Source organism: Acidobacteriota bacterium (assembly GCA_012729555.1).
In the GTDB taxonomy this organism is placed as follows: Bacteria; Acidobacteriota; UBA6911; order UBA6911; family UBA6911; genus UBA6911.
Map to the genome: position 1 here is coordinate 1 of JAAYCX010000057.1, position 25,418 is coordinate 25,418.

Genomic DNA, 25,418 nt, shown 5'->3' on the forward strand with positions numbered 1-25,418 from the left:
GGACGACAAGCGCCGATGCGTCAAGATTGCCCTTACCGATGCATCCGCTAGGGTCCAACTGGGAGAATCTCCCAGTTCTCCCGAACCCCCCAAGCGCATCGGCGCAGACGGCAAGCGCCGTTGCGTCAAGATCGCGCTGGACGAATCCCCCGATTGGAGCGACCGGAGGATTGCGGAGGCGTGCGGGGTGTCGGACCGTTTCGTTAACAAGATCGGCCCTGAACTGCGAACGATTCGCAGTTCATCCGAACCCCCCAAGCGAATCGGCGCAGACGGCAAAGCCCGATCAATGCCGACTCCGCGCGAAAGCCGGGGATGGACCGCGCCGGAGGTGGCGCAATAGGTAATCGGCTTTATGGCATAAAGTGAAAAAAGGGGTTGACATATGGACACCTGTCTATATAATCGACTGCATGAAACACCTAAACATTCCACTTCCCGACGACTTCCACAAAAGGCTAAAGCGGCACTGTCTCGAAACGGATCGGAATATGGCCGATCTCGTAAGGGAACTTTTGCAGAGGTTTTTGGAGAAGGCGGAAAAGGAACTGAAGAAATAACCGCACGGAGCGGGCCCGCCAGGTGTTACGAGCACCGGACGGACCCTGACCGCGCATTGCATGGAGGTGCAACGCATGGCTAGTTTGAATTCTATCAGCGACACAACCCCTTCACCAACCAAAACGCCAGCCGAAATTATCACCCGGGCGGAGCGCGACCTGGCCGCTTCGGTCGCCATGCTGGCGGCACTGAAAACCTACCTTGTGGCGGTTGACGAATCGTCCGGCTCCCAGTTTATCGACCTGCACGATTTCGTCTGCGGCATGGAAACCCTGTTCGACGTCGCGACGGAGACCGTCGACCGGGCACGGGAGAGCGTCAAGGCGCTTGTGGCGGTTCCCCTTGGGGTCGTGGTGCCGATGCCGGAAGGGGGTGACGAATGATTATCAACATTTCCCCTTCATGGATTCTCACCGACGAACACCCGGCTTGCAGCTATGGACAGCCGGTTCTGCTTCACAAGACCGACCAGGACCCCTTCGGGCCCGGGGACATTGTCCGATGCTATCCCGGCTGGCCGTTTCAACCGGCGCGGGAGGCCGTCGCCCGGATGGCCCGGACGAAACCGGGGCTGTCCAAAGCGAAGCGGGCCCTGGTGGCGAAATTCATCGGCAACGTGAAAGGGGGTGTAGCGTGAACCGATACGGCATCCCCCGACTGCGGCGGCAATATGTCTTCCTCATGGGGCTACTTTCCGGCATGGCGTTCACGGCGGCGGCATTCTGTTTGACTGCGGCGACCGTCAAGCCGGAGCCCACGCCCGGCTGGAATCGTTCCGCCATCGTTTCTGCGGGGCGTTCCGGCGGGCGCTGGTACATCCGCAACACCGGGGGCCGGGACTACCACCTGACCCCGGAGGCGGCCCGCATATTTGAGCGCGGGGGGCTTGGGCTTATGGATTCATCCGCCCGGCTGGCCGCTCCGGCATTCGTTCCGTCCGGGGAGACCGTGGCGCTTTCTATCGACCCGGAGCCCGAGGCCGACCTGGTTGTCTTCGACACCGCCCGGCACATTCGGATTGAACTAGGGCGAGGGGGTGGGCGATGATCGACCACGCCGACAATTCCAGACTCATCATCGACCAGCTGACGCCCCGTGAACTGCGCCGGGCGTGTGAGGCGATTACGCGGTTAATTCACCTGGCCGGGAAGCGGCAGGATTGTGACCTGATGGCCATGGCAACGGAGAAACTCCGGCTGTTACAGCGGAGCATGAAGGCGGAATGATGGGATGAGGGGGGCCCCTTCGCGGGGGCTCCCGGGAGGCTGGTATGGCACGAAAAGGGGAAGGCATCTACAAGCGCGGCAATGTCTGGTGGCTCGACTGCCGGATCAATGGCACCCGGCACCAGCTACCATTAGGGAAAGGCATCAATCGCAAGGTGGCGCTGGAACTGGCGGCAATCAAGCGGACCGCGATCCTGCGCGGGGAAGCCGGGATTGCCAAGAAACGTAAGGATATGTCCTTCCAGAAGGCCGCAGGGGAGTTTCTGGCGTGGGCGCGGGCCAACAAGCGCCCGAAGACCACGGCGGGATATGAGAGCATCCTGCGCCGGTTGGGGGAGTTTTTCGGGGATAAGATGCTTTCCGAGATCCACCCCTTTCTGGTGGAGAAGTACAAGCAAAAGAGGCTGGCCGATGGGGCCAAGGTAGGGGTAAACCGGGAGCTTTCCCGGCTCCGGACCCTGTTCAATCTCTGCATCAAGTGGGGCAAATTTGAGGGGGTGAATCCCGCCAGCCGATACCAGCGGGCACCCGAAAGCCGGGGGCGGCTCCGGTTCCTGACCGAGGAAGAGGAAGCACGGCTGCTACAGGCGGCAGAGGAACCCCTCCGGAGCGTCATCATCCTGGCAATCCATACGGGCCTTCGGGCGCAGTCCGAGGCGCTCACCATGACGTGGGATTGCGTAGACTTCGCGCAGAAGAACGTCACCGTAATGGACCACTTCGCCAAGAACGGGGAGACCCGGACCGTACCCCTTAATTCGACCGTCCTAGCGGCCCTGAAAGCCCTGAAGGGCAGGGGTCCCGGACCCGAGGTATTCATGGTCCACAAGGGCAGTAAACGCCGGGGGGATAAGAACTGGGAGCCCTACAAAAGCTTTAGAACGGCCTTTCAAAGCGCCTGTCAACGTGCTAACCTTTCGGGCGTTACGCCGCACGTCCTCCGGCATACGTTTGCAAGCCGGTTGGTTATGCGGGGGGCCGATCTCCGGACGGTCCAGGAACTGGGAGGGTGGAAGAGCTTGAATATGGTTCAACGATACGCGCACCTCAGCCAGGAGCACAAGCGCAACGCTGTAGAACTGCTCGTCGAGAATTCCACTACGATTTTCACTAATGCAGGGGAATCGACCGGCACCCCGGAAACCCGTAACGTCAAGTCTGTGAATAGTTTGGGCCGTTAGCTCAGTCGGCAGAGCATCTGCCTTTTAAGCAGAGGGTCGCTGGTTCGAATCCAGCACGGCTCACCACCATCCCCCCCGGCCTTTCACGCGTTACTCCGAAAGATTCTTCGGCGACTTCCGGTTGAGGACGTCGGCCAGGGTCCTTGCCGACGGGGGCATGGGCACCGCTCCCTTCAGGATGATCTCCTCGGCGTCGAGCTCCTTGCGGTAGAGGTTCTCGTTCGCGCCCCCGTCGGAGCGCAGCGTCGAGCCTTCCAGGGAGACGCCGGCGAACAGCCCGCGGGAGCGGGAGTAGCTGAGGATTTCGGCCTTCAGGACCACATCGGTGGCGGCGGTCGCGGTGCGCCCCTTGGGGCCGGCGGCGGCCGCGGCATCGGCGCCCAGCTTGACCTTGCTGTTGAGCACCGATCTGGCCCCCTTGCTGTTCATGATCAGGAGCACGAAATCCGTGGCCTGCCCGCCGAGCTGGAAGCCGACATTCGCCCCCTCGAGGGCGTACAGGGCCGGGACCCCCCAGGGACCGGTGTAATCGGCCCCGCCGCGGCAGATCATGGCCCCCCTGCCGTAGCTGGCGCCGATTCCGATGGCGAATTTCTTTACCGATGGAAAGACCACGACGCATTCCGCCTTGTCGAGCAGTTCGGCCGGGATGGCGTCGGGCACGTCCAGGATTTCCTTCATAACCATGCCGCATTGTTCCAGTCGCTCCTGTTCCTTTTCCTGCGCCAGCGAGAGGGGAGCGAGAATCAGGAGAATGGCTGCTGCTGCTATCCACGATCGGGTCATGGCGATACCTCCGGTTGTTTTGTTTTCATCGATCCTTCGATCATTATACCCGCCCGGTCCGCAAATGCCAAAAGGGGGGCGGGGCCGCGCGGCGGCCGCAGACGTGCGGGGGGTGAAAAATGCGGGGGCGAAGGATTTTGCCGGTGGCAAGCCTTGAAATGCCGTGGAAAACATGCGAGAATGTGACGCTTTTTGGACGCGTCCCTATCGTCTAGACGGCCTAGGACACCGCGCTTTCAATGCGGCAACACGGGTTCGAATCCCGTTGGGGACGCCAGACTCCAGCACGCCCCTCCCACCCGGGATCCTGACCCGCGTGCGCCCCCTCCGGGCCCGCCGCCGCCCATTTCATGCCTTGAGTCGCGCTTTGCAATGGGTTTATAATCGCGAGCGAGCACGATGAGCCGCTGTTGTCGCTAGGCACCGCAGGCTCTGTACCACGGGAGGCTCCATCAAAGGAAACATCATTAGGAGATACTACTCATGAGACTTGACGGTAAAGTGGCACTGATCACGGGAGGCGGCAGGGGCATCGGCGCCGCGATCGCAAAACGGTTCGTGGACGACGGGGCCAAGATCGTCATCAGCGACGTGCGGGCCGAACTCCTCGACGAGGTGGTCCAGAACCTGAAGCCCGGCATGGCCAAGGCCTGCGCCGGCGACGTCACCAAATGGGAAGACGTGCAGAAGATGGTGGACGCCACGGTGGACTTCGGCGGCAAGATCGACATCCTGGTCAACAACGCGGGGATCGATCCCGGCGGGAGCATCGTGGACATCGACATCGACCTCTGGAAGAAGATCCTGGACGTCAACCTGAACGGCCCCTTCTACTGCATGCGGGCGGCCATCCCCCACATGATCCAGCAGGGGGGCGGATCGATCGTCAGCATCGCCTCGCTGGCGGGCGTGCGCTGCCTCCCCTCGATGCCGGCCTATTGCGCCTCCAAGGGGGGCCTGATGCAGCTGGCGCGGCAGGCGGCCCTCGAATACGGGCCGAAGGGGATCCGGAGCAACCTGGTAGCCCCCGGCGCCACCAGGACGGAGATGCTGGTGAACGCGATGGCGGGGTTGTCGAAAGCCATCAAGAAGGACGCCTTCGAAGTGCTGACCGAGAGCGTGCCCCTGCGCCGCGGCGCGATGCCGGAGGAGATCACCGGCGCGGTTTCCTTCCTCGCCAGCGACGACGCCTCCTTCATCAACGGCGCGTTCCTGCTCGTGGACGGCGGAGCCGCGATCGTGGACGTCTCGGGTGCTTCCGTGGCCAAGGCCGGAGCGGGTTGGGGAGTGTAGAGTTCCGGGATCGCGGGCTTGCGGATCCCGGGGAGTGAAGAGCAGGGCGGCGGGAACGCGTTCCCGCCGCCTTGCGTGTTTCAGGAGGTCAGTTGCTCGGCACCATGGGGTAACCGAGTTCCACCCAGCGCAGCGAACCGCCGCTCAGCACCTTGATCTTTTCCCGCTCGTAGCCGAGGATGTACAGCTCGTCGGCGATGGTGGCGCTGCTGGCGTCATCGGTGCAGTCGCAGTAGGTGACGATCAGCTTGTCCATCGGCAGGGCCAGAAGCATCATCTGCCGCTCCATGGGATCGGCGGTGGAATCGTAATGGATGTTGACGGCCCCCTTGATGTGGCCGGCGGTGTAACTGCCGGCGTCCCGCACGTCCACCACGACGAAGTCCCCCCCCTCGTCGACCATTTGTTTGAGGTCTTCCACCGAGATCCGGGGGATTTCCGGGAGCACCACATTTTCCTCCCCCGCCCGGACCCCGGTCGCGGGGAGGAGAAACACCGTCAGCATCAGGACAACCAAAGCTTTGATCTTCATTTTCCCTCTCTTTGCGGTCGCTGCAAACCCTTGCAGAATTCGTTTGTATCCTCCACGGCTATAAGTTTAACCGGCCGGGCGCGCGTGTCAATCAATGCTTGAGTCTCCCTGCGGAATGTCCTATAAGTAAAACGCTGCACCAACAGTGCTCCGGTCTTGATAACCGCCAGATACCGGGTTCGGGCGGCAGCCGGCAAAAACGTCTATTGGGAGGTTTGAGATGAAGATCAAAGCAGCCGTAGTGCGCGAAAAGGGTGGACCGTTTCTCCTCGAGGAGATCGAACTGGACGAGCCGAGGGATGACGAGATCCTGGTGCGCATCGTCAGTTCCGGCCTTTGCCATACGGACCTGGTGGCGCGCATGCAGTACCTGCCCATACCCCTTCCCGGCGTGTTCGGGCATGAGGGCGCCGGAATTGTCGAGAAGGTCGGAGCCCAGGTGACCAAGGTGAAACCGGGCGACCACGTGGCCACCAGCTACATGTCCTGCGGTGTCTGCCCCGCGTGTACGATGGCCCGGCCGGGCTGGTGCACCGAGTTCAGACGGTTGAATTTCGGCGGGCGCCGCAGCGACGGGACCGCGACCATGAAAAAGGGGGGGGAGACCGTCTACGGCTCCTTCTTCGGCCAGTCCACCTTCGCCACCCACGCCCTGGTGACCGAGCGCAACACGGTCAAGGTGCGGCCGGACGTGCCGCTGGAGATCCTCAGCCCGATGGGCTGCGGCATCCAGACCGGAGCGGGCGGCGTTTTCAATTCGCTGAAACCCGAACCGGGATCGAACATCGTCGTCTTCGGGATCGGCCCCGTGGGCCTCAGCGCCATCATGGCGGCCGTGATCTCGGGCTGCACGAGCATCATCGCGGTCGATATCCAGGAGGGGCGGCTCCAGCTCGCCAAGGAATTCGGCGCTACCGACGTCATCAATTCGTCGCAGGCGGACGCGGTGGAGGAAATCCGCAAGCTGACCGGCGGCGGGGCCCAGTACACCCTGGAATGCACCGGAATTCCCGCGGTGTTCCGGCAGTCGGTCGATTGCCTCCGGATGGGGGGCGTCTGCGGCCTGATCGGGGTGGCCCCCGTCGGGGTGGAGGCGAAGCTGGAGATGCAGACCATTCTCGACGGGCGCACCATCAAGGGCGTCGTGGAGGGGGACAGCGTGAGCGAGCTCTTCATTCCCCAGCTGATCGAATTCTACCGGCTCGGCCGGTTCCCCTTCGACCGCCTGCTGACCTTCTACCCGTTCGACAAGATCAACGAAGCGGTCGAGGACGCCGAAAAGGGAAAGGTGATGAAGGCGGTGCTGAAACCGTAATCGTCCCCGCCCGTGTCAGAATAGGTTTTTCTGTACCGCTTCGCCCCCGAGCGCCGCGCGCACGGGGGCGAAGCTTTTTCTGTGGATCGGCAGCGGGCCGAGCCGCTCGAGCGCCTCGAGGTGCTCGGGGGTCGGGTACCCCTTGTGGGAGGCGAACCCGTACCCCGGGTACAGCCGGTCCATTTCCTCCATCTCCCCGTCGCGCAGGGTCTTGGCGATCACGCTGGCCGCCGCGATGCTGAGCGAGAGGGAGTCGCCGTGGACGAGCCCGCGCTGGGGGCACCCGGCGGCGGGGATCGTGCGTGCGTCCACCAGGGCGAAATCGGGCGGGCAGGCCAGGCCGGAAAGCGCCCGCTGCATGGCCAGGAGCCCCGCGCGATAGATGTTGAGCGCGTCGATCTCCTCCGGTTCCGCCCGGCCCGAGTTCCAGCAGACGGCGTCGGCCCGGATCCTCGAGGCGAGCGCGCCGCGTTTTTGCGCGCTCGGGATTTTCTTGGAGTCGTCGAGCCCCTCCAGCAGGTACCCTTCGGGAAGGATGACGGCCGCGGCCACCACCGGCCCAGCCAGCGGCGCCATCCCCGCTTCGTCCACCCCGGCGATGAGGCGGTAGCCCTCCAGGCGGAGTTCGCACTCGAAGCGCCGCATCGCGGCGAGCCGCTGGAGCTCCCTGGCTCGCGCGAGGGCGCGGGCGCGGGCTCTCGCGGCCAGGCGCCGCACCCCGGCCCGGGGGTCGGTCTCGAGCGCCGGCAGCACCCGATCAAGCCCGGGGGGGTCGAGTCCCTCGATCAGCGATCCGATTTCGGCGAGCGTCAGCCCCGCCAGTTCTTCGCGTCGTTTCACGCTTCCTCATCCGTCAGGCGGCGGCCTTTCTCCGGGCGACCACCAGCGGGGCGGATTCGCGGTAAAACAGGCCGACCAAAAAGCAGACGCCGATACAGGCCGCACAGATGTACATGACCGCCGTGAGCCCGTATTTGTCGGCCACGATGCCGCACAGGATCGCGCCCAGCGTGGCTCCGAGCAACTCGCCCGTCAGCTGGTTGGAGCCGATGATGGTCGAAACGAAGCGCGGGTCGCCCGATTCGGCCGGAATGGTGGACTGCATCAGGGCGTTGACTCCCGTGCCGCCCCAGCCGATGAATGCGATGAACATGAGGAGCGGGACGCTGGCGGGAGCGTAGACCATGCCGAGGGGGGCGATCACGCCCAAAAGCGAGGCGATCGCGACCAACGGCTTGCGGCCGTACCTGTCGGACAGGCGCGGAATCAGCACTCCCCAGAGAATGGCCCCGACCCCGAAGCTGGACATCACCCAGCTCATCTGGGTGTCGGTGAGCCCTTTGACTTTCGTCAGGTAGCCGGGCCCGTAGGTGAGAACGCAGAAGTACCAGCAGAGCAGAAAGAGCGTCCCGATGATCGACAGAATCACATTTCTGTTCCTGAAGATTTCGAGATAGTTGATCTTCTCTTTGGGTTTTTCCGCTCCGGTTTCATGGACGTTAATGGACGTGACCGGATTCACCAGGAATTTCCAGATCAGGAGGGAAATGACGATCCCCGGGATGATCGTGACGACGAAGGCGGCCCTCCAACCGATCGATTCGGCCAGGGCGACCTGGATGAGGGGGCCGAGCATCGACGAGATCAAACCGACCGCCGAAACCTGCATCAATCCCATGTTCATTCCCCTCCGGTGGGGGGACGACTGGGGAATGATGAAACTCTGGGAAACGGGCATGACCGGCCCCTCGAACGCCCCCATCAGCAGGCGCACCGCAAGGAGCATCGCGAATCCCGTCACCAGGCCCGTGAGCATGGAACAGACCGAAAAGCAGAAGACCAGGATCGCCAGCAGTTTTTTGCGCGACACCCGGGTGTCGGCGATGTAGCTGCCGAACAGGCCGATGATGGACCAGGAAAACGAGAACACCGAAGTCGCCAGCCCGAGCTGGGTGTAGGTGATGTTCAGGTCCTCCATGATGAAGGTCTGCAGATTGGCGATGGCCAGGCGGTCGAACATGACAAAGCCGAATGCCAGGGAGAGAATGATCACCATCCGATTTTCATAGCCCTTTTTCAGCACCTGCTGCTCCACGGAAGCACCTCGCTTTCATCGGCAAAAAATCTTTATGGCCGTCGGACCGACAAGGTTTCGGCACGGATTCGACGAGATACTACTATAGATCGTCGGCATGGATGCAACAATTTACGGGGATGGGCGCCCTTACGGGAATCCTCGTCGGCGTGGTATCCTTTTTTCATATCGAGAGGGCGCACCGGTGCGCGGCCCGGATGAAACCTAAGGGGGCGCCCGGGCATCTAAGGGTATCGGGCATCATTACAGGATGGAGGATCGTATGAAACTGACGACAGGGATCTTCCTGGCGCTCGCGCTGGGGGCGACGGGATGCAGCAGAAACAGGAACGAAAGCGCCGGGGAGACGCTCCCGGCGCCCGAGCCGCCGGCGGTGAGCGAACCCGCCGTCGCCCCGGCCCCGGCCCCGGCGCCCCGGCCCGAGCCGGCGCCCGTGGCCGAGCCCGCCCCGAGGGCGCCGAAGCCCGCCAGGGCGGCGCCCTCGGCGCGCAGGGCGGAGGCAGAGGTTCCGGCGCCCGCCCCGCCCGAACCCGCGGCGCCTCCGGTCGAGCCCCTGCCGGCGCGGCAGGCCACGGTACAGGAAGCCCCCCCGGCCCCCAAACCGCCGGAGCCGAGGTACGCCGTGATCCCGGCGGGAACCCTCCTGCAGGCGCGGTTGCAGGACCCGCTCGATTCGGCCGTCAACCTGACCGGCGACGGCTTCCGCGCCATTCTCGACCAGGACCTCGTCATCGACGGAGAGATCGCCATCCCCCGGGGGAGCGCGCTGGACGGGAAGGTGTCGCACGTCCAGAGGGCGGGCCGGGTACAGGGGCGCGCCACCCTTTCCCTGCAGCTGGTGAGGGTGTCGGCGCGTGATTCCAGCTACGCCCTGCAGACGGCGCTCCGGACCTTCGAAGCCCAGGCCAGCACCAAGAAGGACGCGGCCAAGGTGGGGATCGGGGCGGGGCTCGGCGCCGTTATCGGCGCCATCGCCGGAGGCGGGAAGGGAGCGGCGATCGGGGCCGCCGCCGGCGCCGGGGCGGGGGGCGCCACCGTGATGGCCACCCGCGGCGACGAAGTCAAGCTCGAAGCGGAACAGGCGCTGGATTTCGAGCTCACGGAGGAGCTGCGCGTCGCCTTGCCCCGTTAGGCGCGCCGGGCGGCGGCGCGGGCCGCCGCCCGGGGAGGATCATCCCGATTGCAGCACCCTGCGGTAATGCGCCTCGTACATCGGGAGGATGCGGGAGGCGCAGAAGCGCTCGAGCGCCTTGAGGCGCCCGCTCCGCCCCATGCGGGAGGCGAGGGTGTCGTCGGCCAGGACGCGGAGGGCGCGCTCGGCCATGGCGGGGATATCCCCGGCATCCACAAGGAACCCGTCTTCGCCGTCCGTAACCACCTCCGGGAGGCCGCCCACGCGGCTGGCCACCACCGGGACGCCGCACGCCATCGCCTCGAGCGCCACCAGCCCGAACGACTCCGTCTGACTGGGAAGGAGCAGGAGATCGGACGCTCCGATCCACTGCTCGATGCTGTCCTGCTTGCCCAGGAAATGCACCTTTCGCTGCAATCCCGCCTCGCGCGCGGCCCATTCCGCCCGCCCCCGTTCGGGGCCGTCTCCCACCATCAGGAGGGTGGCGGGAATCTCCTTCTCGACGCGCGCGAAAATCTCCACGACCCCCACCGGCCGCTTGACGGGGCGGAAATTGGAGACATGGATCAGGATCTTCTCCCCGCCGGGGCCGAAGTGGCTCTTCAGCGCCGTCCTGTCGCCGGGCGCGTATATCCCGCAGTCGATGAAATTGGGGATGACTTCGATCTCGTGCGAGGTCCCGATGCTGCGCCGGGTGGCCTCGGCCAGGTAGGCGCTGACGGCCGTCACGCCGTCCGACCGGTCGATCGAAAAGCGCGTGATCGGCAGGTAGGAACGGTCCGCGCCGACCAGGGTGATGTCGGTCCCGTGCAGGGTGGTCACGACCCGGAGCCTGCGCGGCAGGAGCATCGCCTTGGCCAGGTAGGCGCTGACGGAGTGGGGGATGGCGTAATGGCAGTGCAGCAGGTCCAGCTGGTGGTCGGCGGCGACCTCGGCCATCTTGGCGGCCAGCGCCAGGGTGTAGGGGGCATGATCGAAAAGGGGGTAGGTGGTGACCTCCACCTCGTGGAACTGGATGTTCGCGCGCGCCGCGTTGAGGCGCTGGGGGAGGGCGTAGCTGATGAAATGGATGTCATGCCCCCGGTCGGCGAGCTCCTTTCCGAGTTCGGTCGCCACGATACCGCTCCCGCCGTAGGTCGGGTAACAGGTGATGCCGATTTTCACTGGATCCGTCCTCCGCGCCGGACATCTCACCGGCGCCAGAGGAGGTTATAGCACAAAGCGGCGCCGGCCGACAGCGCGGGCGCGCCGCAGCCGGTTTGAAATCGGGCCGCCAGCTGCTATAATCAAATTTTTCCCGAAGCCCGTGGAACGAACCCTTATGTCCCTATTCGACCTGTTTCGGCGCGGCGCCCGGTCCGAGGACCCCTCCTCGCCGGAAACGGCCACGGTCCGGAAGATCATCCAGGCCCTCGATCAGCTGGAACCCGCGCGCGCCAAGTTTCTCGCCGCCTTCGCCTACCTGCTCAGCCGCGCGGCCAGGGCGGACCTGGAGATCAGCCCCGAGGAAACCGGCGTGATGGAGAGGATCGTGAGCCGGCAGGGGGGGCTTCCGGACGAACAGGCGGCGTTTGTCATCCAGCTGGCCAAGACGCAGAACATCCTGTTCGGCGCGACCGAAAATTATCTCGTAACGCGCGAGTTCAACGCGATCGCCACCCACGAGGAAAAGATGCACCTCCTCGACTGCATCTATGCCGTGGCCGCCGCCGACGGTTCGGTGTCCACCGTCGAGGACAACGAGATCAGCCAGATCGCCGATGAACTCCGGATCGAGCACCCGGATTTCATTTCGGTGAGGACACGCTACCGCGGGCAGCTGGCGGTGCTGCAGGACGGCGGGCAGAACGATTGACAAGGTTTTCGCCTCGGGGCATACTGCCGCTGAGGCCCGATCCGCGGGATGTTCCGGCGGGAAACGATCAACACAGGCGACGGCCGCGGGCGAGGGAGGAATCCCCCGGGACGCGCCCTTACGAAGCACCCGATTATGACTGAGTCCAGAACACATCGTCGCGTCTGCGGGGGCAGCAGGAAAAGGGCCGTCCCTCTGTCCAAGCTCCGGGCCTCGGATGTCCTGAGGGTGGTTTTGGACAACCCGCGCCGGCTGGAGGAACTCGCCGGCATGCTCGAGGACCGGGACCGCTGCGTCCGGGACCGCGCCGCGGCGACCCTGGGCCAGGTGGCCGACCGGCATCCGGGCCGGCTGCTCCGCATCCTCGTCCGCCTCACGCACTCGCTCGCCGACGACTCGGCTTACGTGCGCTGGCACCTGGTCTACATCCTGGGGAGCCTGGGGTGCCGGTGCGACGACGGCGCGCGCGACCTCGTCGGGAGCCTGGCCGAGCGCCTGGAAGATCCCAACCGTGTCGTGCGCGCCACGGCCGTCCGTTCGCTCGCGCGCATCGCCGCATGCCGGCCGGGGCCCGTCGAGGAGTTTTTCGCCAACCAGAAAAGGGAGATTCCCTCCGCCGTGGCGCGTTTCATCCGCAGCGCGCGCCAAAGCCGGGCCCGGAAAGACGGGCAATGATCGATAGCGCCCCGCGGGCGCTGGACGACCCGAAGGTGCCGGCCGATGCGCGATCGGCCCGGCGCCTGGAAGGCGCGCGGGGCTAAGGGGTACATTCTTGGAAGACCGGGACCGCATGACGCTGGCCGATGTGAGGCTGCTGGCCCGCATCGGCGTCAGCGAGGAGGAGCGGGAGGCGCCGCAGGAATGCCGGGCGGACCTGGAGCTGTACGGCAGCTTCAGGGCCGCGGCCGAGACGGACGATCTCGCGCTCTCCATGGACTACTGCCGGATCCTGGACTGTGTCGAGGAGACGGCCGCGGAGCGGCCCTACCGGCTGGTCGAAACCCTCGCCTGGGCCCTCGCCCGCAAGGTCCTCGGGAATTTCCCCGTAGCCCTCGCCCGCGTGAGACTGAGAAAACGCCCGGCCGCTCTCGAGGGGCGGCTTTCCTTCGTCGAGGTGGAAATGGAGCAGCGGCGCCCCCCCGGGAGGCCGGAATGAAACCGCACTCCGGCGACCGGCCGGGCCCGGTCGCCTCCGGCGTCGAACGCGTGGTGGCCTGGGCTCAGCAATATTCCCTCTTCGTCTACCCGTTCGTCACCGCCTGCTGCGGGATGGAATACATGTCGACCGCGAGCGGCCATTACGACATGGACCGGTTCGGAGCCGGCCTGCCCCGTTTCTCTCCCAGGCAGGCGGACGTGCTGCTGGTGGTGGGCACCATCAGCCACAAGATCGCCCCCGTGCTGCGGCGGGTGTACGACCAGATGTGCGAACCCAAGTGGGTGGTCGCCTTCGGCGTCTGTACGTGCACGGGGGGGTTCTACGACAACTACGCGACCGTGCAGGGGATCGATACCATAGTTCCCGTCGATGTCTACATTCCGGGCTGCCCCCCCCGGCCCGAGGCGGTCCTGGAAGGAATCATGAAGCTTCAGACCAAGATCGGCCGCCAGCGGCCCGTCCTCCTCAGGTGATGCCATGGCCTCCTCCCCCGGCGGCACGGAAACGCGCAGCATGCGGCTCAACATCGGCCCCTCCCACCCGGCCATGCACGGGGTCATCCGCCTCGTCACCGAGCTGGAAGGGGAGAAGGTCCTGAGGGTGGAGGCCGAAATCGGCTACCTCCACCGCGCCTTCGAAAAGAAGTGCGAGGACTCCACCTGGAGCCAGGCCATTCCCTACACCGACCGATTGAACTATGTCTCGCCGCTGATCAACAATTTCGGCTACTGCGCCGCCGTCGAAAAGCTGATGGGGATCGAGGTGCCCGAGCGCGCCGGGTACATCCGCGTCCTCATGAGCGAAATCTCGCGCATCACGGACCACCTGACCTGCATCGGCGCCACGGCCATGGAGCTGGGCGCCATGACGGCCTTCCTCTACCTGATGAAGGCGCGCGAATACCTCTACGACATCGTGGAGCGGGTCACGGGCGCGCGGCTGACGGTGTCTTACGGGAGGATCGGCGGCGTCAAGGCCGACCTCCCCGAAGGGCTGGCCGAGGATCTTCCCGGGACGCTGGACGCCGTCGCGCGGGAAATCGGGGAAGTGGACCGGCTGCTGACGCGCAACCGGATCTTCGTCGACCGGATGCGGGACGTGGGCGCCCTTTCCCGGCAGGACGCCCTCGGCTACTCGATAACGGGCCCCGTCGGGCGCGCGTCGGGGATCGATTACGACGTTCGCAGGGATTTCCCCTATTTCGTCTACGACCGGGTCGATTTCGAGGTGCCCCTGGGGGAAAGGGGGGACACCTACGACCGGTATCTCGTGCGGATGGAGGAAATGCGGCAGAGCATGCGCATCATCCGGCAGTGCCTCGACCGGCTTCCCGGCGGCCCGGTGCGGGCGGGGGAAAAGGAGAAGGTCGTGGAATCGTTCGAGCTGGTGGACAGGGCGAAGCGGGGGCGCACGGCAGGACTCGTCGGCATCGAGTGCACCCTGCCGCCGACGCTGGGCGGGGCGGAACGCGCCGTCTACGACCGGGTCATGGCCCGCGAGAAGCGGACGGCGCTTCCGGTCAAGGCCGATACCTACGCCAACATCGAGGGGCTCATGAACCATTTCATGCTCGTCATGGACGGGCACGGGGTGCGCCCCCCGGCCGGGGACGCCTACTTCGCGGTGGAGGGGGCCAACGGGGAACTCGGGTTTTTCGTCGTCAGCGACGGAACCGACCGGCCCTGCAGGGTGCGGGTGCGCCCCCCCTGTTTTTTTGCCATGGCCGGGCTTCACAAGATGCTGGAAGGGGGGCTGGTGGCCGACATCGTGGCCACCTTCGGTTCCATCAACATGATCGCGGGGGAACTGGACCGCTGACGCCCCTCCATATACGGGATGACTCTGATGATAACGTTGAAATCAAAACGTGAAATCGAAATCATGCGCGCGAGCGGCCGCATCGTCGCGGAAGTGCTGGCCGAGGTGCGGCAGAAGTGCAGGGCGGGCGTCACCACGCTCGAACTCGACCGGGCGGCGGAGGCGGCGACGGCGAGAAACGGCGCCGTTCCCGCCTTCAAGGACTACCGGGGGTATCCCGGGTCCCTCTGCACCTCGGTCAATCACCAGGTGGTGCACGGCATCCCCGGCGATTACGAGATCAAGGAGGGGGACATCGTTTCGATGGACTTCGGCGTGCTCTACAAGGGCTATTACGGCGACAGCGCGATAACGGTCGGCGTCCCGCCCCTCGCGGGGGATACCGCGCGGCTGCTCGAAGTGACGGAGCAGTGTCTTTACCGCGGCATCGAGCAGATGCTGCCGGGGAATCACCTTGTGGACCTTTCGCGCGCCATCCAGGTGCACGCGGAGTCGGCCGGCTTTTCCCTGGTCAGGGAATTCGGCGGACACGGGATCGGCCGCAGCCTGCACGAGGACCCGATGGTATTGAACTATGTCTCCAATGGCAGGGGCATCCGGCTGAAGGCGGGGCTGGTGCTGGCCGTCGAGCCGATGGTCAACCAGGGAGGGGAGGAGGTGGAAATCCTGCCGGACGGCTGGACCGTCGTGACCTGCGACCGCAGCCCCTCCGCTCATTTCGAACACACGATCGCGGTCACCGAAAACGGCCCCGAGATCCTCACGCAGACGGCCGGGTGAGGCGCATGCTCTCGCGGATTCTCCCCTACATGCGCTGCCCGCGATGCTCGGCCGACCGGCTCGAACTCCGTCCCGACGGGCTGTCCTGCCCGGCCTGCGGCTCCGGCTTCGATTCGCAGGAGGGGGTCCTCGACATGATCGGGGAGGATCCCGGCGAGGTGATCACTCCCTTCCAGCGCCTCATGCAGTCGCGGGCGGTCGTCTCGGTCTACGAAAACTCCTGGAGGCACCTGGGCTATTTCCTCGCCAGTTCCCGCTCCTTCTCCCGGGAAATGGAGACCGTGCTGAGCCTCGCCGGGGAGCGGGGGGACGGTCCGGCTATGGACCTGGCCTGCGGCCCGGGGGTCTTTACGCGCCCCCTGGCGCGCCGCCTGGGCGGAATCGTCATCGGGCTCGATCTTTCCCGCCCCATGCTGCGTCAGGCCGCGCGGCGGATCGCCGAGGAGGGAATCTCCAACATCCAGCTGGTCCGGGCCTCGGCGTTCGCCCTCCCCTTCGCGGACGGCGTCTTTTCGCACGTGAACTGCTGCGGCGCCCTGCACCTGTTCGATCGGCCGGAAAAGGCTCTCGCGGAGATCGCCCGCGTGACCCGGCCCGCGGGGGGATTGTCGGTGCAGACGACCATCCGGCCCGAGCGCTCGGCCGGACTGGCCTACATCCTGGAGCGCTTCATCCGCTTCGGCTTCTTCGACGAACAGGAACTGCGCCGCCTGCTGCTGTCCCAGGGCTTTTCCATCGAGCGGGATGAGCGCCACCGCATCAGCTTTACCTTCCTGGCCAGACGCCTCTCCCCCAGCAGCTCGCCGGTATAAACTGCAAACACGGCTTTTAACACTTTGTTGAAGATCATTTGCAAAGTAAGTGCTATGATGGAGTCCCGAAATCAGGGAGGAACGAACCCGATGTCCATGCGAAAACTGAAGGAAGAGACCGAGCTTTTTTATTCCTACCTGCGCCGGAATGGACTGAAAAAAACCTACCAGAAGGACCTGATCCTGGAGACCTTCCTCAGCACCGAGGGGCACCTGAGCGTCGAGGATATCTACGCCCTGGTCAAGAAACGGGACCGCAAGGTGGGTGTGGTCACCGTATTTCGCACCCTCAAGTCCCTCACCGCCTGCGGCATAGCCCGGGAAATCACGCTGGGGGACGGCCTGACCCGGTTCGAACACAACTACCGGCATCCGCGCCATCACCACATCGTCTGCACCAAGTGCCACAGGGCGATCGAGTTCGTCTGCCCCGAACTGGAGCGGATCCAGGAGGAGGTTCTCCGGAATTACCGGTTCCAGCCGGTCGACAGCGTGTTCCAGACCTACGGCCTGTGCGAGGACTGCCTCGCGGAACGCACTCCCCGCGAGGGGCCCAAGCACGACACCGACAGGATCTTCGCGCGCGATGCGGTCCGAATGGCGCTCGACGTGGCCTCCCGCTTCGCAGACTTTTACCGGTCGGCGGAGAGGCGGAACCAGGACCCGGAGGGGAAGAGAGTCTGGGCCCGCATGGTGGAGGAGGAGGAGCGCCAGATCGCCGGGCTCAGCGGAAGGCTCGACGAGATCCTGCGGCAGGAAAAGGAGCTGGAAAGCGCTCCGGTCTTCCTGCACCTCGAGCCGCGGCGGTTCGCAGCGCTCTGCCCCGACCTGGCGGGTTACGAAAGGGACGGGGAATTCCGGATGGACGCCCGGGCATCGCTGGGGCTGGTTCAGGCGCTCGGCCGCGCCTCGGCCGAATTCTTTCGCACCTTCGCGGAGCAGTTTGAAGAGACTCAGGGGAAGCAGGTCCTGCTGGCCTTTGCCGGCCAGGAGGAGTCTCACGCGGACTCGGTCCGGCAGGCGATGGAGCAGACCAGGGGCGCGGCCGAGGAGGCGTGAGGCCGATCGTCAACGGGGGAGACATGGACAACCCTAAACAGAGACCGCTCGGCGTTCTGGAAGCCCTCTACCTGGTGGAGGCCGCCCGCGGGCTGATGCTGACCGCCCGGCACTTCCTGGTCAATTTTCCCCGGCATGTCCTGCGCGGCACCGGGATAGGGGCGGGGAAGGGGAACACGGTCACCATAGAGTACCCCGAGGAACGGCGCCCCTTTCCGCCGAGGCTGCGCACGCGCCACCGGCTGGTCCGGCGCCCCGACGGGTCGCCCCGATGCGTGGCCTGCATGATGTGCGAAACGATCTGCCCGGCCCACTGCATCCACATCACTGCGGGGCAGCACCCCGATCCCGACGTCGAAAAGATGCCGGTCGCGTTCGATATCGACCTGGGGGTGTGCGTATTCTGCGGATTCTGCGTGGAAGCGTGCCCGGAGGACGCCATCCGGATGGACACGGGGGTGGTGGAGCTGTCGGCCTACACCCGCGAGGGGATGATCTACCGCATGGATCAGCTGCTCGGCTGATTCCGGGCGGCGGCGCCGGCCCCGGCCCCCCCGCTTTTGACCCCGCGCACCGCCTCCCGCATCCTCCGGAGATCCAGGTTCTTCCTGGCCGCCACCAGTTCCGCAGCAACGCTGACGGCTATTTCCTCCGGCGTCTCGGAATCGATATCGAGGCCCGCGGGGATGCACACCCTCTCGAGCTCGGACATCGCCACCCCCTCCCGCCGCATGGCGTCGAAGAGGATGTCGGTCTTCGCCAGGCTCCCCAGCATTCCGATATAGCGGGCGGAGGTCCCGGCCGCGAAGCGGAGGCAGAGGCGGTCGGTCTTCGGCCGTTGGGTGGCGATGAAGAAATAGGAGGATTCGGGCGGCGCGAGCCGCCCGAGTTCCGTTTCCCAATCGCCGACGAGCCGGACCTCGGCGCCGGGAAAGCGCCCGGCACACGCGTATTTCTCGCGGTCGTCCAGGATCGTGATTTGGAACCCGAGGGGACCGGCGGCGGCCGCCACCGCGCCGGCCACGTGCCCCGCCCCGAATATGAAGAGCGAGGGGTCGGGGAGAATGGCTTCGAGGTAGATCTGCATCGAACCTCCGCACACGAGCGCGCGCTCGTCATGATCGATCCCGGACAGGTCGAACGTCATCAGGCGCGATTTCCCGCTCTCGATGAGGCGCGCGGCCTCGCGGCAGACCTCCTCCTCCACCAGCCCGCCGCCCACGCTCCCGTATCGCGACCCGTCCTCGCCCAGGAGCATCTTGGCCGCGTCCTTGCGCGGGCTCGCGCCCCGGTGGGCGATCACGATGGCCAGGACCGCGCGCCGGCCCCCGGCCCGCAGCGCCCCTATTCTCTCGTACAGGTCGTCGCGCATTCCAAGAAGGTATCACACCCCCGGCGCGCTCCCAAGGCTGTATCGGGGCATTGACTGCGGCCTTCCGCCCAATGTACTATCAAACCGTTGACATCCCATGGCTTATAGAGGCCCGGGTCCGGCCCGGGCCGATCACCCACTTCGATGCCACAGGGGAGGAACCTTGAGCGATCCAGCGAGCACATTCGATGTCGCCGTCCTCGGGAGCGGGCCCGGCGGATACGTGGCGGCGATCAGGGGGAGCCAGTTGGGGCTGCGCGTGGCCCTGGTCGAGCCGTATTCCCGATTCGGCGGCACCTGCCTGCACTGGGGGTGCGTCCCCACGAAGGCCCTCGTCGAGTCCGCCGGGCTCTACGGGCGGGCGCGCGAGGGGAAGGAATTCGGCGTCCTCTGCGACGACGTGCGGCTGGACCTCGCCCTCGTGCGGGCGCGCAAGGACCGCCTGATCAAGAAACTCTCCGCCGGGGTCGGGTTCCTGCTGAAGAAGAACAAGGTCGAGACGTTTCGGGGGACCGGCCGCCTGGGCGCCCGCGGCGTCGTGGAGGTGCGCGGCGAGGAGGCGCGGGAGATCCGCGCCCGCAACATCATCATCGCCACCGGATCGGTCAACAAGGACATTCCCGGGATGGAACCGGACGGCCGGTACATTCTCACCCACAAGGAGATCCTCGACCTGGACCGGGTTCCGGAAAGCCTCCTTGTCGTCGGGGCGGGCGCCATCGGCATCGAGTTCGCGTCCATCTTCTCCCGTTTCGGGGCCAGGGTCACGGTGGTGGAAATGCTGCCCCGCATCCTTCCGCTCGAGGATCCGGAGATCTCCGGCGAACTCCGCAAAATCCTGGCCAAGCGGGGGATCCGCATCCTCACCGGCGCCCGGCTGGAAAAACTGGAGGTGCGGGAGGAAAGGGTCCATGCCGAGATCGTCGATTCGGAGGGGAGGCGGGAGGGGATCGAGGCGCAAAAGGGGCTGATGGCCGTGGGGCGCACCCCGGCCACGGGCGATCTGGGCCTGGAGCGGGCGGGCGTGAAAACCGAACGCGGCTTCATACCGGTCGACGGCCGGATGCGGACCGGGGTCGAGGGCGTGTACGCGATCGGCGACGTCGTCCCGACGGCGGCCCTGGCCCACCTGGCGTCCCGCGAGGGAATGGCGGCGATGGAATCGATCGCCGGCGGGCGGGTCCCCCCCATAAACTACGACCTGGTTCCGAACTGCACCTTCTGCGAGCCGGAGGTGGCCAGCGTGGGGCTCACGGAAAAGGAGGCCGCCGGGCGGGGGTTCGACGTGATCGCCGCCCGGTTTCCCTTCGCGGGCGTGAGCAAGGGGACGATCCTGGGGGACAGCGCCGGGTTCGTCAAAATCGTCGGCGAGAAGGAGCACGGGCGGATCCTCGGGGTGCACATGATCGGCCCGCGCGTCACCGAACTGATTTCGGAAGGGACCGCCGTCATCGGCCTGGAGGGGAGGGCGGCCGACCTTTCGGCCCTGATCCACCCGCACCCCACCCTTTCCGAAGGACTCATGGAGGCGGCCCATGCGCTCTATGCGGGGGCGGCCATCCATATCTGAGCGCCCCGTGGCCGCCGTCGAATGCCTGGCCGCATGGCTGGGAAGATTGCCGTTTTCCGAAGCCCTGGACCTGCAGATGCGGATCTGCGAGCTGAAAAAGCGGGGGAACGCCCCGGACGTTCTCCTGCTGCTCGAGCATCCCCCCACGATCACCCTGGGCCGCAGCGGCCTCCGGGAGAACCTGCTGGTGGACGAGGCGGCGCTCGCGCGGCGGGGGATCGAACTCCACCACATCGATCGCGGAGGGGACATCACCTATCACGGCCCGGGGCAACTGGTCGGCTATCCCCTCCTGCTGCTGGAAAACGGGGAGCGGGACGTGAGGGGCTACATGCGCAACCTGGAGCAATCGCTCATCGACCTGCTGGGCGGCTACGGGGTGGCGGCGGGGCGGGAGGACGGGTTTACGGGAGTCTGGACCCCCGCCGGGAAGGTCGCCGCCATGGGGGTTCACATCAGCCGCTGGGTGACGCGCCACGGTTTCGCCCTGAACGTCAACACCGATCTTTCCTACTACGACCTGATCGTGCCGTGCGGGATCAGGGGCAAGGGCGTCACCTCCATGAGCGCGCTTCTCCGCCGGCCGCTGGAAATGGACGAGGTGGCCTCGCGGTACCTGCCCCTGTTCGGGGCGGTGTTTCACCGCAGCGTGACCCCGGTCGACCGGGACTTCCTCGAAAACATCATCGGAAGGAGCCGATCCGCATGAATACCAAAGTCATCATGCCTCAGTTGGGAGAATCCGTTTACGAGGGCACCCTCACGAAATGGCTCAAAAAGACGGGAGACCCCGTCGTGAAGGACGAACCCCTGTTCGAGGTTTCCACCGACAAGGTCGATTCCGAAATCCCCGCGCCGGCATCGGGCATCCTCGACGAAATCCTGGTGGACGAGGGGACGACCATAAAGATCGACACCGTGGTGGCCGTCATCCGGGAATCCGCCGGCGACGGGGATGCCGGCGGGGAGGAGCCCGGCGAAGAGACCGCGCGGGAGCCGGCCGCGGAGACGGGGACGGAGGCCGGGGGGGAAGCAGGGAAAACCGGGGAGGAAGGTGCGGAAGCGGCCGGGGGAAAGGCGAAGGAGGACTCCGCGGCCCCCTCCATCCGTCCGCAGTCGCTGCTGGCCTCCCCGCTGGTGCGAAAGATAGCGCGCGAAAACGGGGTGGACCTGGCCGACGTCGCCGGCACGGGACTCGAGGGGAGGATCACCAAGGACGACCTCGAGAAGCATCTCTCCCGGGTCGGGGCCGCCAGGCCCGCGGCGCCGGCCGCCGCGGGCGGGGCGGGAGGCGCCGCCGCCGCGCCGGAGAGCGGGCCGGGGGGGAGCGCCGGCGACGATGCCGAAACGGTTCCCATGACCCCGATGCGCCGGGCGATCGCGGAGCGGATGGTCGAGAGCAAGAGGACTTCGGCTCATGTCAATACGATGTTTGAAATCGACATGAGCGCCATCGTGCGCCTGCGCCAGGCGCGCAAGGAGGATTTCCTGAAGAGGGAAGGGATCCCGCTGACCTACACCCCCTTCTTCGCAAAGGCCCTGGTCGAATCGGTCCGCAATTTCCCGGTTTTCAACTCCTCGGTCAGCGGGGACGCCATCGTCTACAAGAAGGGGATCCACCTCGGGATCGCGGTGGCGCTCGAAGCGGGGTTGATCGTGCCCGTGGTCCGTGCCGCCCATCTGAAGAATTTCACGGGGATCGCCCTGGCGATTCACGACCTGGCCGAGCGGGCCCGCACGAAGAGGCTGAAGCCGGAGGAGGTCCAGAACGGCACCATCACCCTCACCAACCCGGGGATCTACGGATCCCTTTTCGGCACCCCCGTGATCAACCAGCCGCAGGTCGCCATCCTGGGAATCGGGGCCATCACCAAGCGCCCCGTGGTGATCGACGACGCCATCGCCATCCGGTCCATGGCCTATCTATCGCTCTCGTTCGATCACCGCGTCATCGACGGGGCGGTGGCGGACCAGTTCATGGCGGATCTGAAAGCGCGGCTGGAAGCCTGGACCGAGTGGCAGGATTAGGTCTCAGTCGGAAATGTAGCGACCGGTGTGGATGTAATTCATCACGATGGTGGTCCCGAGCGAGGCCAGGGAGGCCAGGTTGCGGCTCTCCCTCCCGGGAGCCTGCACGAGGTCGAGATCCCGGCAGCGGCGGTCAAACCAGCCGATGACGGGGGCCACCACCCGGTTGCGGGCCCCGGTCCAGCGCGAGATCGTCTCCAGCAGGAAACGCCGGTTCTTTCGAATCAGCCCGGTGGCCGGGATCGACTTCTTGTGCCCGTTGGCCGCCGACGGGAAAATCTTCCTCAGTTCCTCGTCGTACAGCCCCAGGGCCTTGGCCTTGAAGCGGTCGAGCGTCCTCCCGTAATACTCGATCAGGGTATAGGTCTTCGAATCGTAGGGGGAATCGAGGTAGGTCACGTTGACGACCGGCTTTTTCCGGGCAATCCTTTTCATGGCCCGGTCCACGTACTCGAGCTTCTTGATGGCGGGAGTCCGGCTGTACACCTTCCTCCAGTTCGAGCGGGGAGTCAGCCAGACCGAAAAGGTTTCCGCAAAATCCTCATCGGGGTGCGCCTGGGCGTAATATTTGGGATTACTCAAGCTTTTTACGTAAGATTTGCTGTATGGGTTAAACTTATACCTGAAGTTTAATGGGTATTTAGCGTTGAAATCACCAAATATTTCGCTCCACTCCCGATCCTTATATAACCGGTAGGCATAGTTGACGGCGTGTCCCGCCTCGTGCCGCAGGAGAAGGAGCAGGTCCTTCCGGTCGTAGCGGATGTATCCCATCTCCGCCTCGATGCGCATGAGGCGCCTGTCGGCGAGGTAAAAAGGGATGCCGATGATGGGCACCCGGTCGGGACACCCCCACTCGTCCCCGGTGCAGGAGAAGTAATAGGGGGGCTTGAACCTGAGCCCCTTGCGGTCCATTTCATGATAAAGCTTTTGGATACAGCGATATAAGAGCGTTTCCTCCAGGCGCAGCTCCAGGTCGCACACCCTGGTGTTGAGCAGGGCGTACCTCTCGGTCTCCCAATTGTGCTTGAATTCAAGCGCCGTTGCCATCCTAGCCATCACCCTTCCGTTGTGCTGATTATATTCGACGGTGGCGCGGGGGCATAGCTAAATTTGCCGAAATCTGCATTCAGGTAGGATACTGAAAAATTTAGGCTTATCCTGCACAACTAGGGGGCTGCCGGCGGCGGCGCAATCCGGATTTCGGTGGCGAAACCGTCCAGCTCGACCCCGTTGCGCTTCTCCTTTTTGAGTTCCAGCTCGACCTGGATTGAGGAAAACTGCTCCAGGTTTTCGAATTCGACCGGTTTTCCATCCATCGTTATCCTGGCCGAGGAGGCGTCCAGGAGGTACTTGTTCTTCTCCGGCACACTGGAAACCAGGATCAGCCTTTCGGAGGTCGAAATGGAAAGCAGGCGATAGATTCCGGCCTCCAGGGCGTGCGCGCGGTCCATCAGCCCGGGCCAGCCCTGCAGCAGCAGCATGGCCAAAAAGATCCCCGTCCACGGCCCCGTTCTTTTATGCATACCCTCTCTCCTTGCACCTGTATAGTATTATAGCCGGAAGAGGATTGCGGGCCTCATTTTTTTCGGAGCGATGACCATGAACAGAGTGGCCACCCGGTTTTTGATTGTTGTGGCGCTGGGGATTTTCTGTTGCAGCGCCGCCGGCGCCAGGACATTCCTTTTCTTTCCCTTCGACGAAGCGTTCTCCGAAGGGGCTCTCGACTGGGTCGGGGAGGGGATGGCAGAATCGCTGACGGGACAGCTGGCGGCGCTGGGGATCGGCGCCGTCGGACGCGATGCGCGCCTGGACCTGGTGGAGCGGAACGACCTCCCCCCTTCGGCGCGTCTGAGCCGGGGGACCATGATCCGGGTGGCGCAGTCCTCCGGGGCCGACATGCTGGTACTGGGCCGGTGCGGCGGCACGGAGCGGGACCTGCAGATTTCCCTCAGGATCCTGGATGTGGCGTCGCTCAAGCTGGGCGGGAGGATCACGGCCGGCGGTCCCGTGGCGATGCTGCCGCAACTGGAGAACGAGCTGGTCTGGAGGATACTGGTCCATACGGGGCTCGATGCCGGCTTCACCCGGGAAAGCGTGGCGGCCCGGACCCGGAAGGTTCCCAACCCCGCCTGGGCCGGCTATATCCGGAGCTTTTACGCCCCGAGCGAAAAGGAACAGGCGCGGCTGCTCGGTGAGGCGATCGACGGCAACGCGGACTTCCCGGCGGCCCATTTCCAGCTCGGCCGTCTGTATTATCAGAACCGGCAGTGGCCCCAGGCCGTCGCACACCTCCTGAAAGCGACGGGAGACGGGTTGCCCCGTTGGCGGAGAGACTTCTGGCTCGGAAACAGCTTCCTGCAATCGGGGCGCCTCCAGGAGGCGATCCGCATGCTTGCGCCGGGCGCTTTTCTGCTGCAGCACCCGCCCGCGCTGAACAATCTCGGCGTCACCTGCCTCCGGATCGGGGAGGATACCGCGGCGGCCTACGCCTTCGCCTTCGCCCACGCGCATTCCCCCGGGGACCCGACCATCGGCACCAACCTGGCCCTGGTGCGCGGCATCCGGGGGGATTCCGGGGGGGCGCTGGCCGCCCTCGATGCGGCGATCCCGGACTACCCGGAAAGCGGCATGCTCCATTTCATCCGGGGGTTTCTGCTGCGCGCGAGCGGGGATGCCGGCAGGGCGGCCGATGCTTTCGAGCGGGCGCGGGCGCTGGGAGTCTCCCTGGAAAGACTGGAATCGTCCGATCCCCGGAGCTGGACCCGCCCGGTGCTGCAGGAGCATCCGGTAGAACGGGTGGGTCCGCCGCCGAAATAAGATCGTGCGGCATCTTGACAACCT

General features: G+C 65.2%; 29 protein-coding genes and 2 tRNA genes. 23 read left to right on the plus strand and 8 right to left on the minus strand.

All coding sequences use genetic code 11. The features are described 5' to 3' along the window. Positions 1-635 precede the first annotated feature (635 nt). The 6 genes from GXY47_10750 to GXY47_10775 all read left to right on the plus strand — a co-directional run bounded on the left by GXY47_10750 (position 636) and on the right by GXY47_10775 (position 3,034). The gene (locus tag GXY47_10750) at positions 636-944 is read left to right on the plus strand and encodes a hypothetical protein (GenBank protein NLV31619.1); all 309 of its coding nucleotides are present in this window, start codon (positions 636-638) and stop codon (positions 942-944) included. Further along, entirely contained in the window at positions 941-1,198 is a 258-nt protein-coding gene (locus tag GXY47_10755; protein NLV31620.1) for a hypothetical protein, read from the plus strand. The genes GXY47_10750 and GXY47_10755 overlap by 4 nt, the downstream gene beginning before the upstream one ends. Beyond that, complete coding sequence (locus tag GXY47_10760) at positions 1,195-1,608, plus strand: hypothetical protein (GenBank protein ID NLV31621.1); 414 nt, start codon at positions 1,195-1,197, stop codon at positions 1,606-1,608. The genes GXY47_10755 and GXY47_10760 overlap by 4 nt, the downstream gene beginning before the upstream one ends. Then, the gene (locus GXY47_10765; GenBank protein ID NLV31622.1) at positions 1,605-1,787 is read left to right on the plus strand and encodes a hypothetical protein; all 183 of its coding nucleotides are present in this window, start codon (positions 1,605-1,607) and stop codon (positions 1,785-1,787) included. The genes GXY47_10760 and GXY47_10765 overlap by 4 nt, the downstream gene beginning before the upstream one ends. A 44-nt stretch (positions 1,788-1,831) precedes the next feature. After that, positions 1,832-2,968 carry a site-specific integrase gene (locus GXY47_10770; protein NLV31623.1) on the plus strand — a complete coding sequence of 379 codons (1,137 nt, stop codon included), beginning with the start codon at positions 1,832-1,834 and terminating at the stop codon, positions 2,966-2,968. Continuing rightward, positions 2,959-3,034: transfer RNA gene (locus GXY47_10775), tRNA-Lys, on the plus strand. The genes GXY47_10770 and GXY47_10775 overlap by 10 nt, the downstream gene beginning before the upstream one ends. A 24-nt stretch (positions 3,035-3,058) precedes the next feature. Here GXY47_10775 and GXY47_10780 read toward each other — a convergent pair. Continuing rightward, positions 3,059-3,754 carry a lipid-binding SYLF domain-containing protein gene (locus tag GXY47_10780; protein NLV31624.1) on the minus strand — a complete coding sequence of 232 codons (696 nt, stop codon included), beginning with the start codon at positions 3,752-3,754 and terminating at the stop codon, positions 3,059-3,061. 200 nt (positions 3,755-3,954) lie between these two features. On the opposite strand from GXY47_10780, the gene GXY47_10785 reads away from it, so the two are divergent. Continuing rightward, positions 3,955-4,031: transfer RNA gene (locus tag GXY47_10785), tRNA-Glu, on the plus strand. A 206-nt stretch (positions 4,032-4,237) separates the two neighbouring features. Further along, positions 4,238-5,047, plus strand: coding sequence for an SDR family oxidoreductase (locus GXY47_10790; protein ID NLV31625.1), 810 nt, complete (start codon positions 4,238-4,240; stop codon positions 5,045-5,047). Positions 5,048-5,135: 88 nt separating this feature from the next. On the opposite strand, the gene GXY47_10795 is transcribed toward GXY47_10790, so the two are convergent. Further along, the gene (locus tag GXY47_10795; protein ID NLV31626.1) at positions 5,136-5,579 is read right to left on the minus strand and encodes a rhodanese-like domain-containing protein; all 444 of its coding nucleotides are present in this window, start codon (positions 5,577-5,579) and stop codon (positions 5,136-5,138) included. Between the two features lie 220 nt (positions 5,580-5,799). On the opposite strand from GXY47_10795, the gene GXY47_10800 reads away from it, so the two are divergent. Then, positions 5,800-6,894, plus strand: coding sequence for an NAD(P)-dependent alcohol dehydrogenase (locus GXY47_10800; GenBank protein NLV31627.1), 1,095 nt, complete (start codon positions 5,800-5,802; stop codon positions 6,892-6,894). Positions 6,895-6,909: 15 nt separating this feature from the next. On the opposite strand, the gene GXY47_10805 is transcribed toward GXY47_10800, so the two are convergent. Continuing rightward, complete coding sequence (locus GXY47_10805; protein ID NLV31628.1) at positions 6,910-7,734, minus strand: ribonuclease HII; 825 nt, start codon at positions 7,732-7,734, stop codon at positions 6,910-6,912. Between the two features lie 13 nt (positions 7,735-7,747). After that, entirely contained in the window at positions 7,748-8,989 is a 1,242-nt protein-coding gene (locus GXY47_10810; protein ID NLV31629.1) for an MFS transporter, read from the minus strand. A gap of 262 nt (positions 8,990-9,251) precedes the next feature. Here GXY47_10810 and GXY47_10815 point away from each other — a divergent pair, with 262 nt between their 5' ends. After that, positions 9,252-10,121, plus strand: a complete 870-nt coding sequence (locus GXY47_10815) for a hypothetical protein (protein NLV31630.1) — start codon at positions 9,252-9,254, stop codon at positions 10,119-10,121. 39 nt (positions 10,122-10,160) lie between these two features. Here GXY47_10815 and bshA read toward each other — a convergent pair whose 3' ends face one another. Next, positions 10,161-11,285, minus strand: a complete 1,125-nt coding sequence (bshA, locus tag GXY47_10820; GenBank protein ID NLV31631.1) for an N-acetyl-alpha-D-glucosaminyl L-malate synthase BshA — start codon at positions 11,283-11,285, stop codon at positions 10,161-10,163. Positions 11,286-11,442: 157 nt separating this feature from the next. Here bshA and GXY47_10825 point away from each other — a divergent pair, with 157 nt between their 5' ends. From GXY47_10825 to GXY47_10865, 9 genes are all read left to right on the plus strand, one after another. Continuing rightward, positions 11,443-11,976 (plus strand): TerB family tellurite resistance protein, encoded by a 534-nt coding sequence (locus tag GXY47_10825; protein ID NLV31632.1) that lies wholly within the window; start codon positions 11,443-11,445, stop codon positions 11,974-11,976. Between the two features lie 228 nt (positions 11,977-12,204). Beyond that, on the plus strand, positions 12,205-12,651 hold the full coding sequence (locus tag GXY47_10830) for a hypothetical protein (protein NLV31633.1): 447 nt from the start codon (positions 12,205-12,207) through the stop codon (positions 12,649-12,651). 97 nt (positions 12,652-12,748) lie between these two features. Continuing rightward, positions 12,749-13,132: a dihydroneopterin aldolase gene (gene folB, locus GXY47_10835; protein NLV31634.1), complete on the plus strand. Its 384-nt coding sequence runs from the start codon at positions 12,749-12,751 to the stop codon at positions 13,130-13,132. Beyond that, positions 13,129-13,608: an NADH-quinone oxidoreductase subunit NuoB gene (gene nuoB / locus GXY47_10840; GenBank protein ID NLV31635.1), complete on the plus strand. Its 480-nt coding sequence runs from the start codon at positions 13,129-13,131 to the stop codon at positions 13,606-13,608. The genes folB and nuoB overlap by 4 nt, the downstream gene beginning before the upstream one ends. 4 nt (positions 13,609-13,612) lie before the next feature. Further along, positions 13,613-14,953 (plus strand): NADH-quinone oxidoreductase subunit D, encoded by a 1,341-nt coding sequence (locus GXY47_10845; protein NLV31636.1) that lies wholly within the window; start codon positions 13,613-13,615, stop codon positions 14,951-14,953. A gap of 27 nt (positions 14,954-14,980) precedes the next feature. Then, the gene (map, locus tag GXY47_10850; protein NLV31637.1) at positions 14,981-15,733 is read left to right on the plus strand and encodes a type I methionyl aminopeptidase; all 753 of its coding nucleotides are present in this window, start codon (positions 14,981-14,983) and stop codon (positions 15,731-15,733) included. Between the two features lie 5 nt (positions 15,734-15,738). Further along, positions 15,739-16,545, plus strand: a complete 807-nt coding sequence (locus GXY47_10855; GenBank protein ID NLV31638.1) for a class I SAM-dependent methyltransferase — start codon at positions 15,739-15,741, stop codon at positions 16,543-16,545. Positions 16,546-16,635: 90 nt separating this feature from the next. Then, positions 16,636-17,604 carry a hypothetical protein gene (locus tag GXY47_10860; GenBank protein NLV31639.1) on the plus strand — a complete coding sequence of 323 codons (969 nt, stop codon included), beginning with the start codon at positions 16,636-16,638 and terminating at the stop codon, positions 17,602-17,604. A gap of 23 nt (positions 17,605-17,627) precedes the next feature. Continuing rightward, positions 17,628-18,128, plus strand: coding sequence for an NADH-quinone oxidoreductase subunit I (locus tag GXY47_10865; protein ID NLV31640.1), 501 nt, complete (start codon positions 17,628-17,630; stop codon positions 18,126-18,128). Here the strand turns inward: GXY47_10865 and GXY47_10870 are convergent. After that, on the minus strand, positions 18,113-18,976 hold the full coding sequence (locus GXY47_10870; GenBank protein NLV31641.1) for an XdhC family protein: 864 nt from the start codon (positions 18,974-18,976) through the stop codon (positions 18,113-18,115). The two genes, GXY47_10865 and GXY47_10870, sit on opposite strands and share 16 nt — an antisense overlap. A gap of 163 nt (positions 18,977-19,139) precedes the next feature. Between GXY47_10870 and lpdA the strand changes: the two genes are divergently transcribed. The 3 genes from lpdA to GXY47_10885 are packed head-to-tail and all read left to right on the plus strand — an operon-like array spanning position 19,140 to position 22,574. Continuing rightward, entirely contained in the window at positions 19,140-20,546 is a 1,407-nt protein-coding gene (gene lpdA, locus GXY47_10875; protein ID NLV31642.1) for a dihydrolipoyl dehydrogenase, read from the plus strand. 7 nt (positions 20,547-20,553) lie between these two features. Further along, positions 20,554-21,255, plus strand: a complete 702-nt coding sequence (gene lipB / locus GXY47_10880; protein NLV31643.1) for a lipoyl(octanoyl) transferase LipB — start codon at positions 20,554-20,556, stop codon at positions 21,253-21,255. Further along, positions 21,252-22,574: a 2-oxo acid dehydrogenase subunit E2 gene (locus tag GXY47_10885; GenBank protein NLV31644.1), complete on the plus strand. Its 1,323-nt coding sequence runs from the start codon at positions 21,252-21,254 to the stop codon at positions 22,572-22,574. Before lipB ends, GXY47_10885 begins: the two co-directional genes overlap by 4 nt. 3 nt (positions 22,575-22,577) lie before the next feature. On the opposite strand, the gene GXY47_10890 is transcribed toward GXY47_10885, so the two are convergent. Together GXY47_10890 and GXY47_10895 are read right to left on the minus strand one after the other, a co-directional pair. Continuing rightward, on the minus strand, positions 22,578-23,633 hold the full coding sequence (locus GXY47_10890) for a hypothetical protein (protein ID NLV31645.1): 1,056 nt from the start codon (positions 23,631-23,633) through the stop codon (positions 22,578-22,580). A gap of 110 nt (positions 23,634-23,743) precedes the next feature. Further along, the gene (locus GXY47_10895; GenBank protein ID NLV31646.1) at positions 23,744-24,100 is read right to left on the minus strand and encodes a hypothetical protein; all 357 of its coding nucleotides are present in this window, start codon (positions 24,098-24,100) and stop codon (positions 23,744-23,746) included. Positions 24,101-24,176: 76 nt separating this feature from the next. Here GXY47_10895 and GXY47_10900 point away from each other — a divergent pair, with 76 nt between their 5' ends. After that, the gene (locus tag GXY47_10900; GenBank protein ID NLV31647.1) at positions 24,177-25,394 is read left to right on the plus strand and encodes a tetratricopeptide repeat protein; all 1,218 of its coding nucleotides are present in this window, start codon (positions 24,177-24,179) and stop codon (positions 25,392-25,394) included. Positions 25,395-25,418 lie beyond the last annotated feature (24 nt).

What these genes read in the sequence shown, in the direction of transcription:
- GXY47_10750 (NLV31619.1), top strand. Translation starts at nt 636, where the DNA reads ATGGCTAGTTTGAATTCTATCAGCGACACAACCCCTTCACCAACCAAA.
- GXY47_10755 (NLV31620.1), top strand. Translation starts at nt 941, where the DNA reads ATGATTATCAACATTTCCCCTTCATGGATTCTCACCGACGAACACCCG.
- GXY47_10765 (NLV31622.1), top strand. Translation starts at nt 1,605, where the DNA reads ATGATCGACCACGCCGACAATTCCAGACTCATCATCGACCAGCTGACG.
- GXY47_10770 (NLV31623.1), top strand. Translation starts at nt 1,832, where the DNA reads ATGGCACGAAAAGGGGAAGGCATCTACAAGCGCGGCAATGTCTGGTGG.
- GXY47_10780 (NLV31624.1), bottom strand. Translation starts at nt 3,754, where the DNA reads ATGACCCGATCGTGGATAGCAGCAGCAGCCATTCTCCTGATTCTCGCT.
- GXY47_10790 (NLV31625.1), top strand. Translation starts at nt 4,238, where the DNA reads ATGAGACTTGACGGTAAAGTGGCACTGATCACGGGAGGCGGCAGGGGC.
- GXY47_10795 (NLV31626.1), bottom strand. Translation starts at nt 5,579, where the DNA reads ATGAAGATCAAAGCTTTGGTTGTCCTGATGCTGACGGTGTTTCTCCTC.
- GXY47_10800 (NLV31627.1), top strand. Translation starts at nt 5,800, where the DNA reads ATGAAGATCAAAGCAGCCGTAGTGCGCGAAAAGGGTGGACCGTTTCTC.
- GXY47_10815 (NLV31630.1), top strand. Translation starts at nt 9,252, where the DNA reads ATGAAACTGACGACAGGGATCTTCCTGGCGCTCGCGCTGGGGGCGACG.
- GXY47_10825 (NLV31632.1), top strand. Translation starts at nt 11,443, where the DNA reads ATGTCCCTATTCGACCTGTTTCGGCGCGGCGCCCGGTCCGAGGACCCC.
- nuoB (NLV31635.1), top strand. Translation starts at nt 13,129, where the DNA reads ATGAAACCGCACTCCGGCGACCGGCCGGGCCCGGTCGCCTCCGGCGTC.
- GXY47_10845 (NLV31636.1), top strand. Translation starts at nt 13,613, where the DNA reads ATGGCCTCCTCCCCCGGCGGCACGGAAACGCGCAGCATGCGGCTCAAC.
- map (NLV31637.1), top strand. Translation starts at nt 14,981, where the DNA reads ATGATAACGTTGAAATCAAAACGTGAAATCGAAATCATGCGCGCGAGC.
- GXY47_10855 (NLV31638.1), top strand. Translation starts at nt 15,739, where the DNA reads ATGCTCTCGCGGATTCTCCCCTACATGCGCTGCCCGCGATGCTCGGCC.
- GXY47_10860 (NLV31639.1), top strand. Translation starts at nt 16,636, where the DNA reads ATGTCCATGCGAAAACTGAAGGAAGAGACCGAGCTTTTTTATTCCTAC.
- GXY47_10865 (NLV31640.1), top strand. Translation starts at nt 17,628, where the DNA reads ATGGACAACCCTAAACAGAGACCGCTCGGCGTTCTGGAAGCCCTCTAC.
- GXY47_10870 (NLV31641.1), bottom strand. Translation starts at nt 18,976, where the DNA reads ATGCGCGACGACCTGTACGAGAGAATAGGGGCGCTGCGGGCCGGGGGC.
- GXY47_10885 (NLV31644.1), top strand. Translation starts at nt 21,252, where the DNA reads ATGAATACCAAAGTCATCATGCCTCAGTTGGGAGAATCCGTTTACGAG.
- GXY47_10890 (NLV31645.1), bottom strand. Translation starts at nt 23,633, where the DNA reads ATGGCTAGGATGGCAACGGCGCTTGAATTCAAGCACAATTGGGAGACC.
- GXY47_10895 (NLV31646.1), bottom strand. Translation starts at nt 24,100, where the DNA reads ATGCATAAAAGAACGGGGCCGTGGACGGGGATCTTTTTGGCCATGCTG.
- GXY47_10900 (NLV31647.1), top strand. Translation starts at nt 24,177, where the DNA reads ATGAACAGAGTGGCCACCCGGTTTTTGATTGTTGTGGCGCTGGGGATT.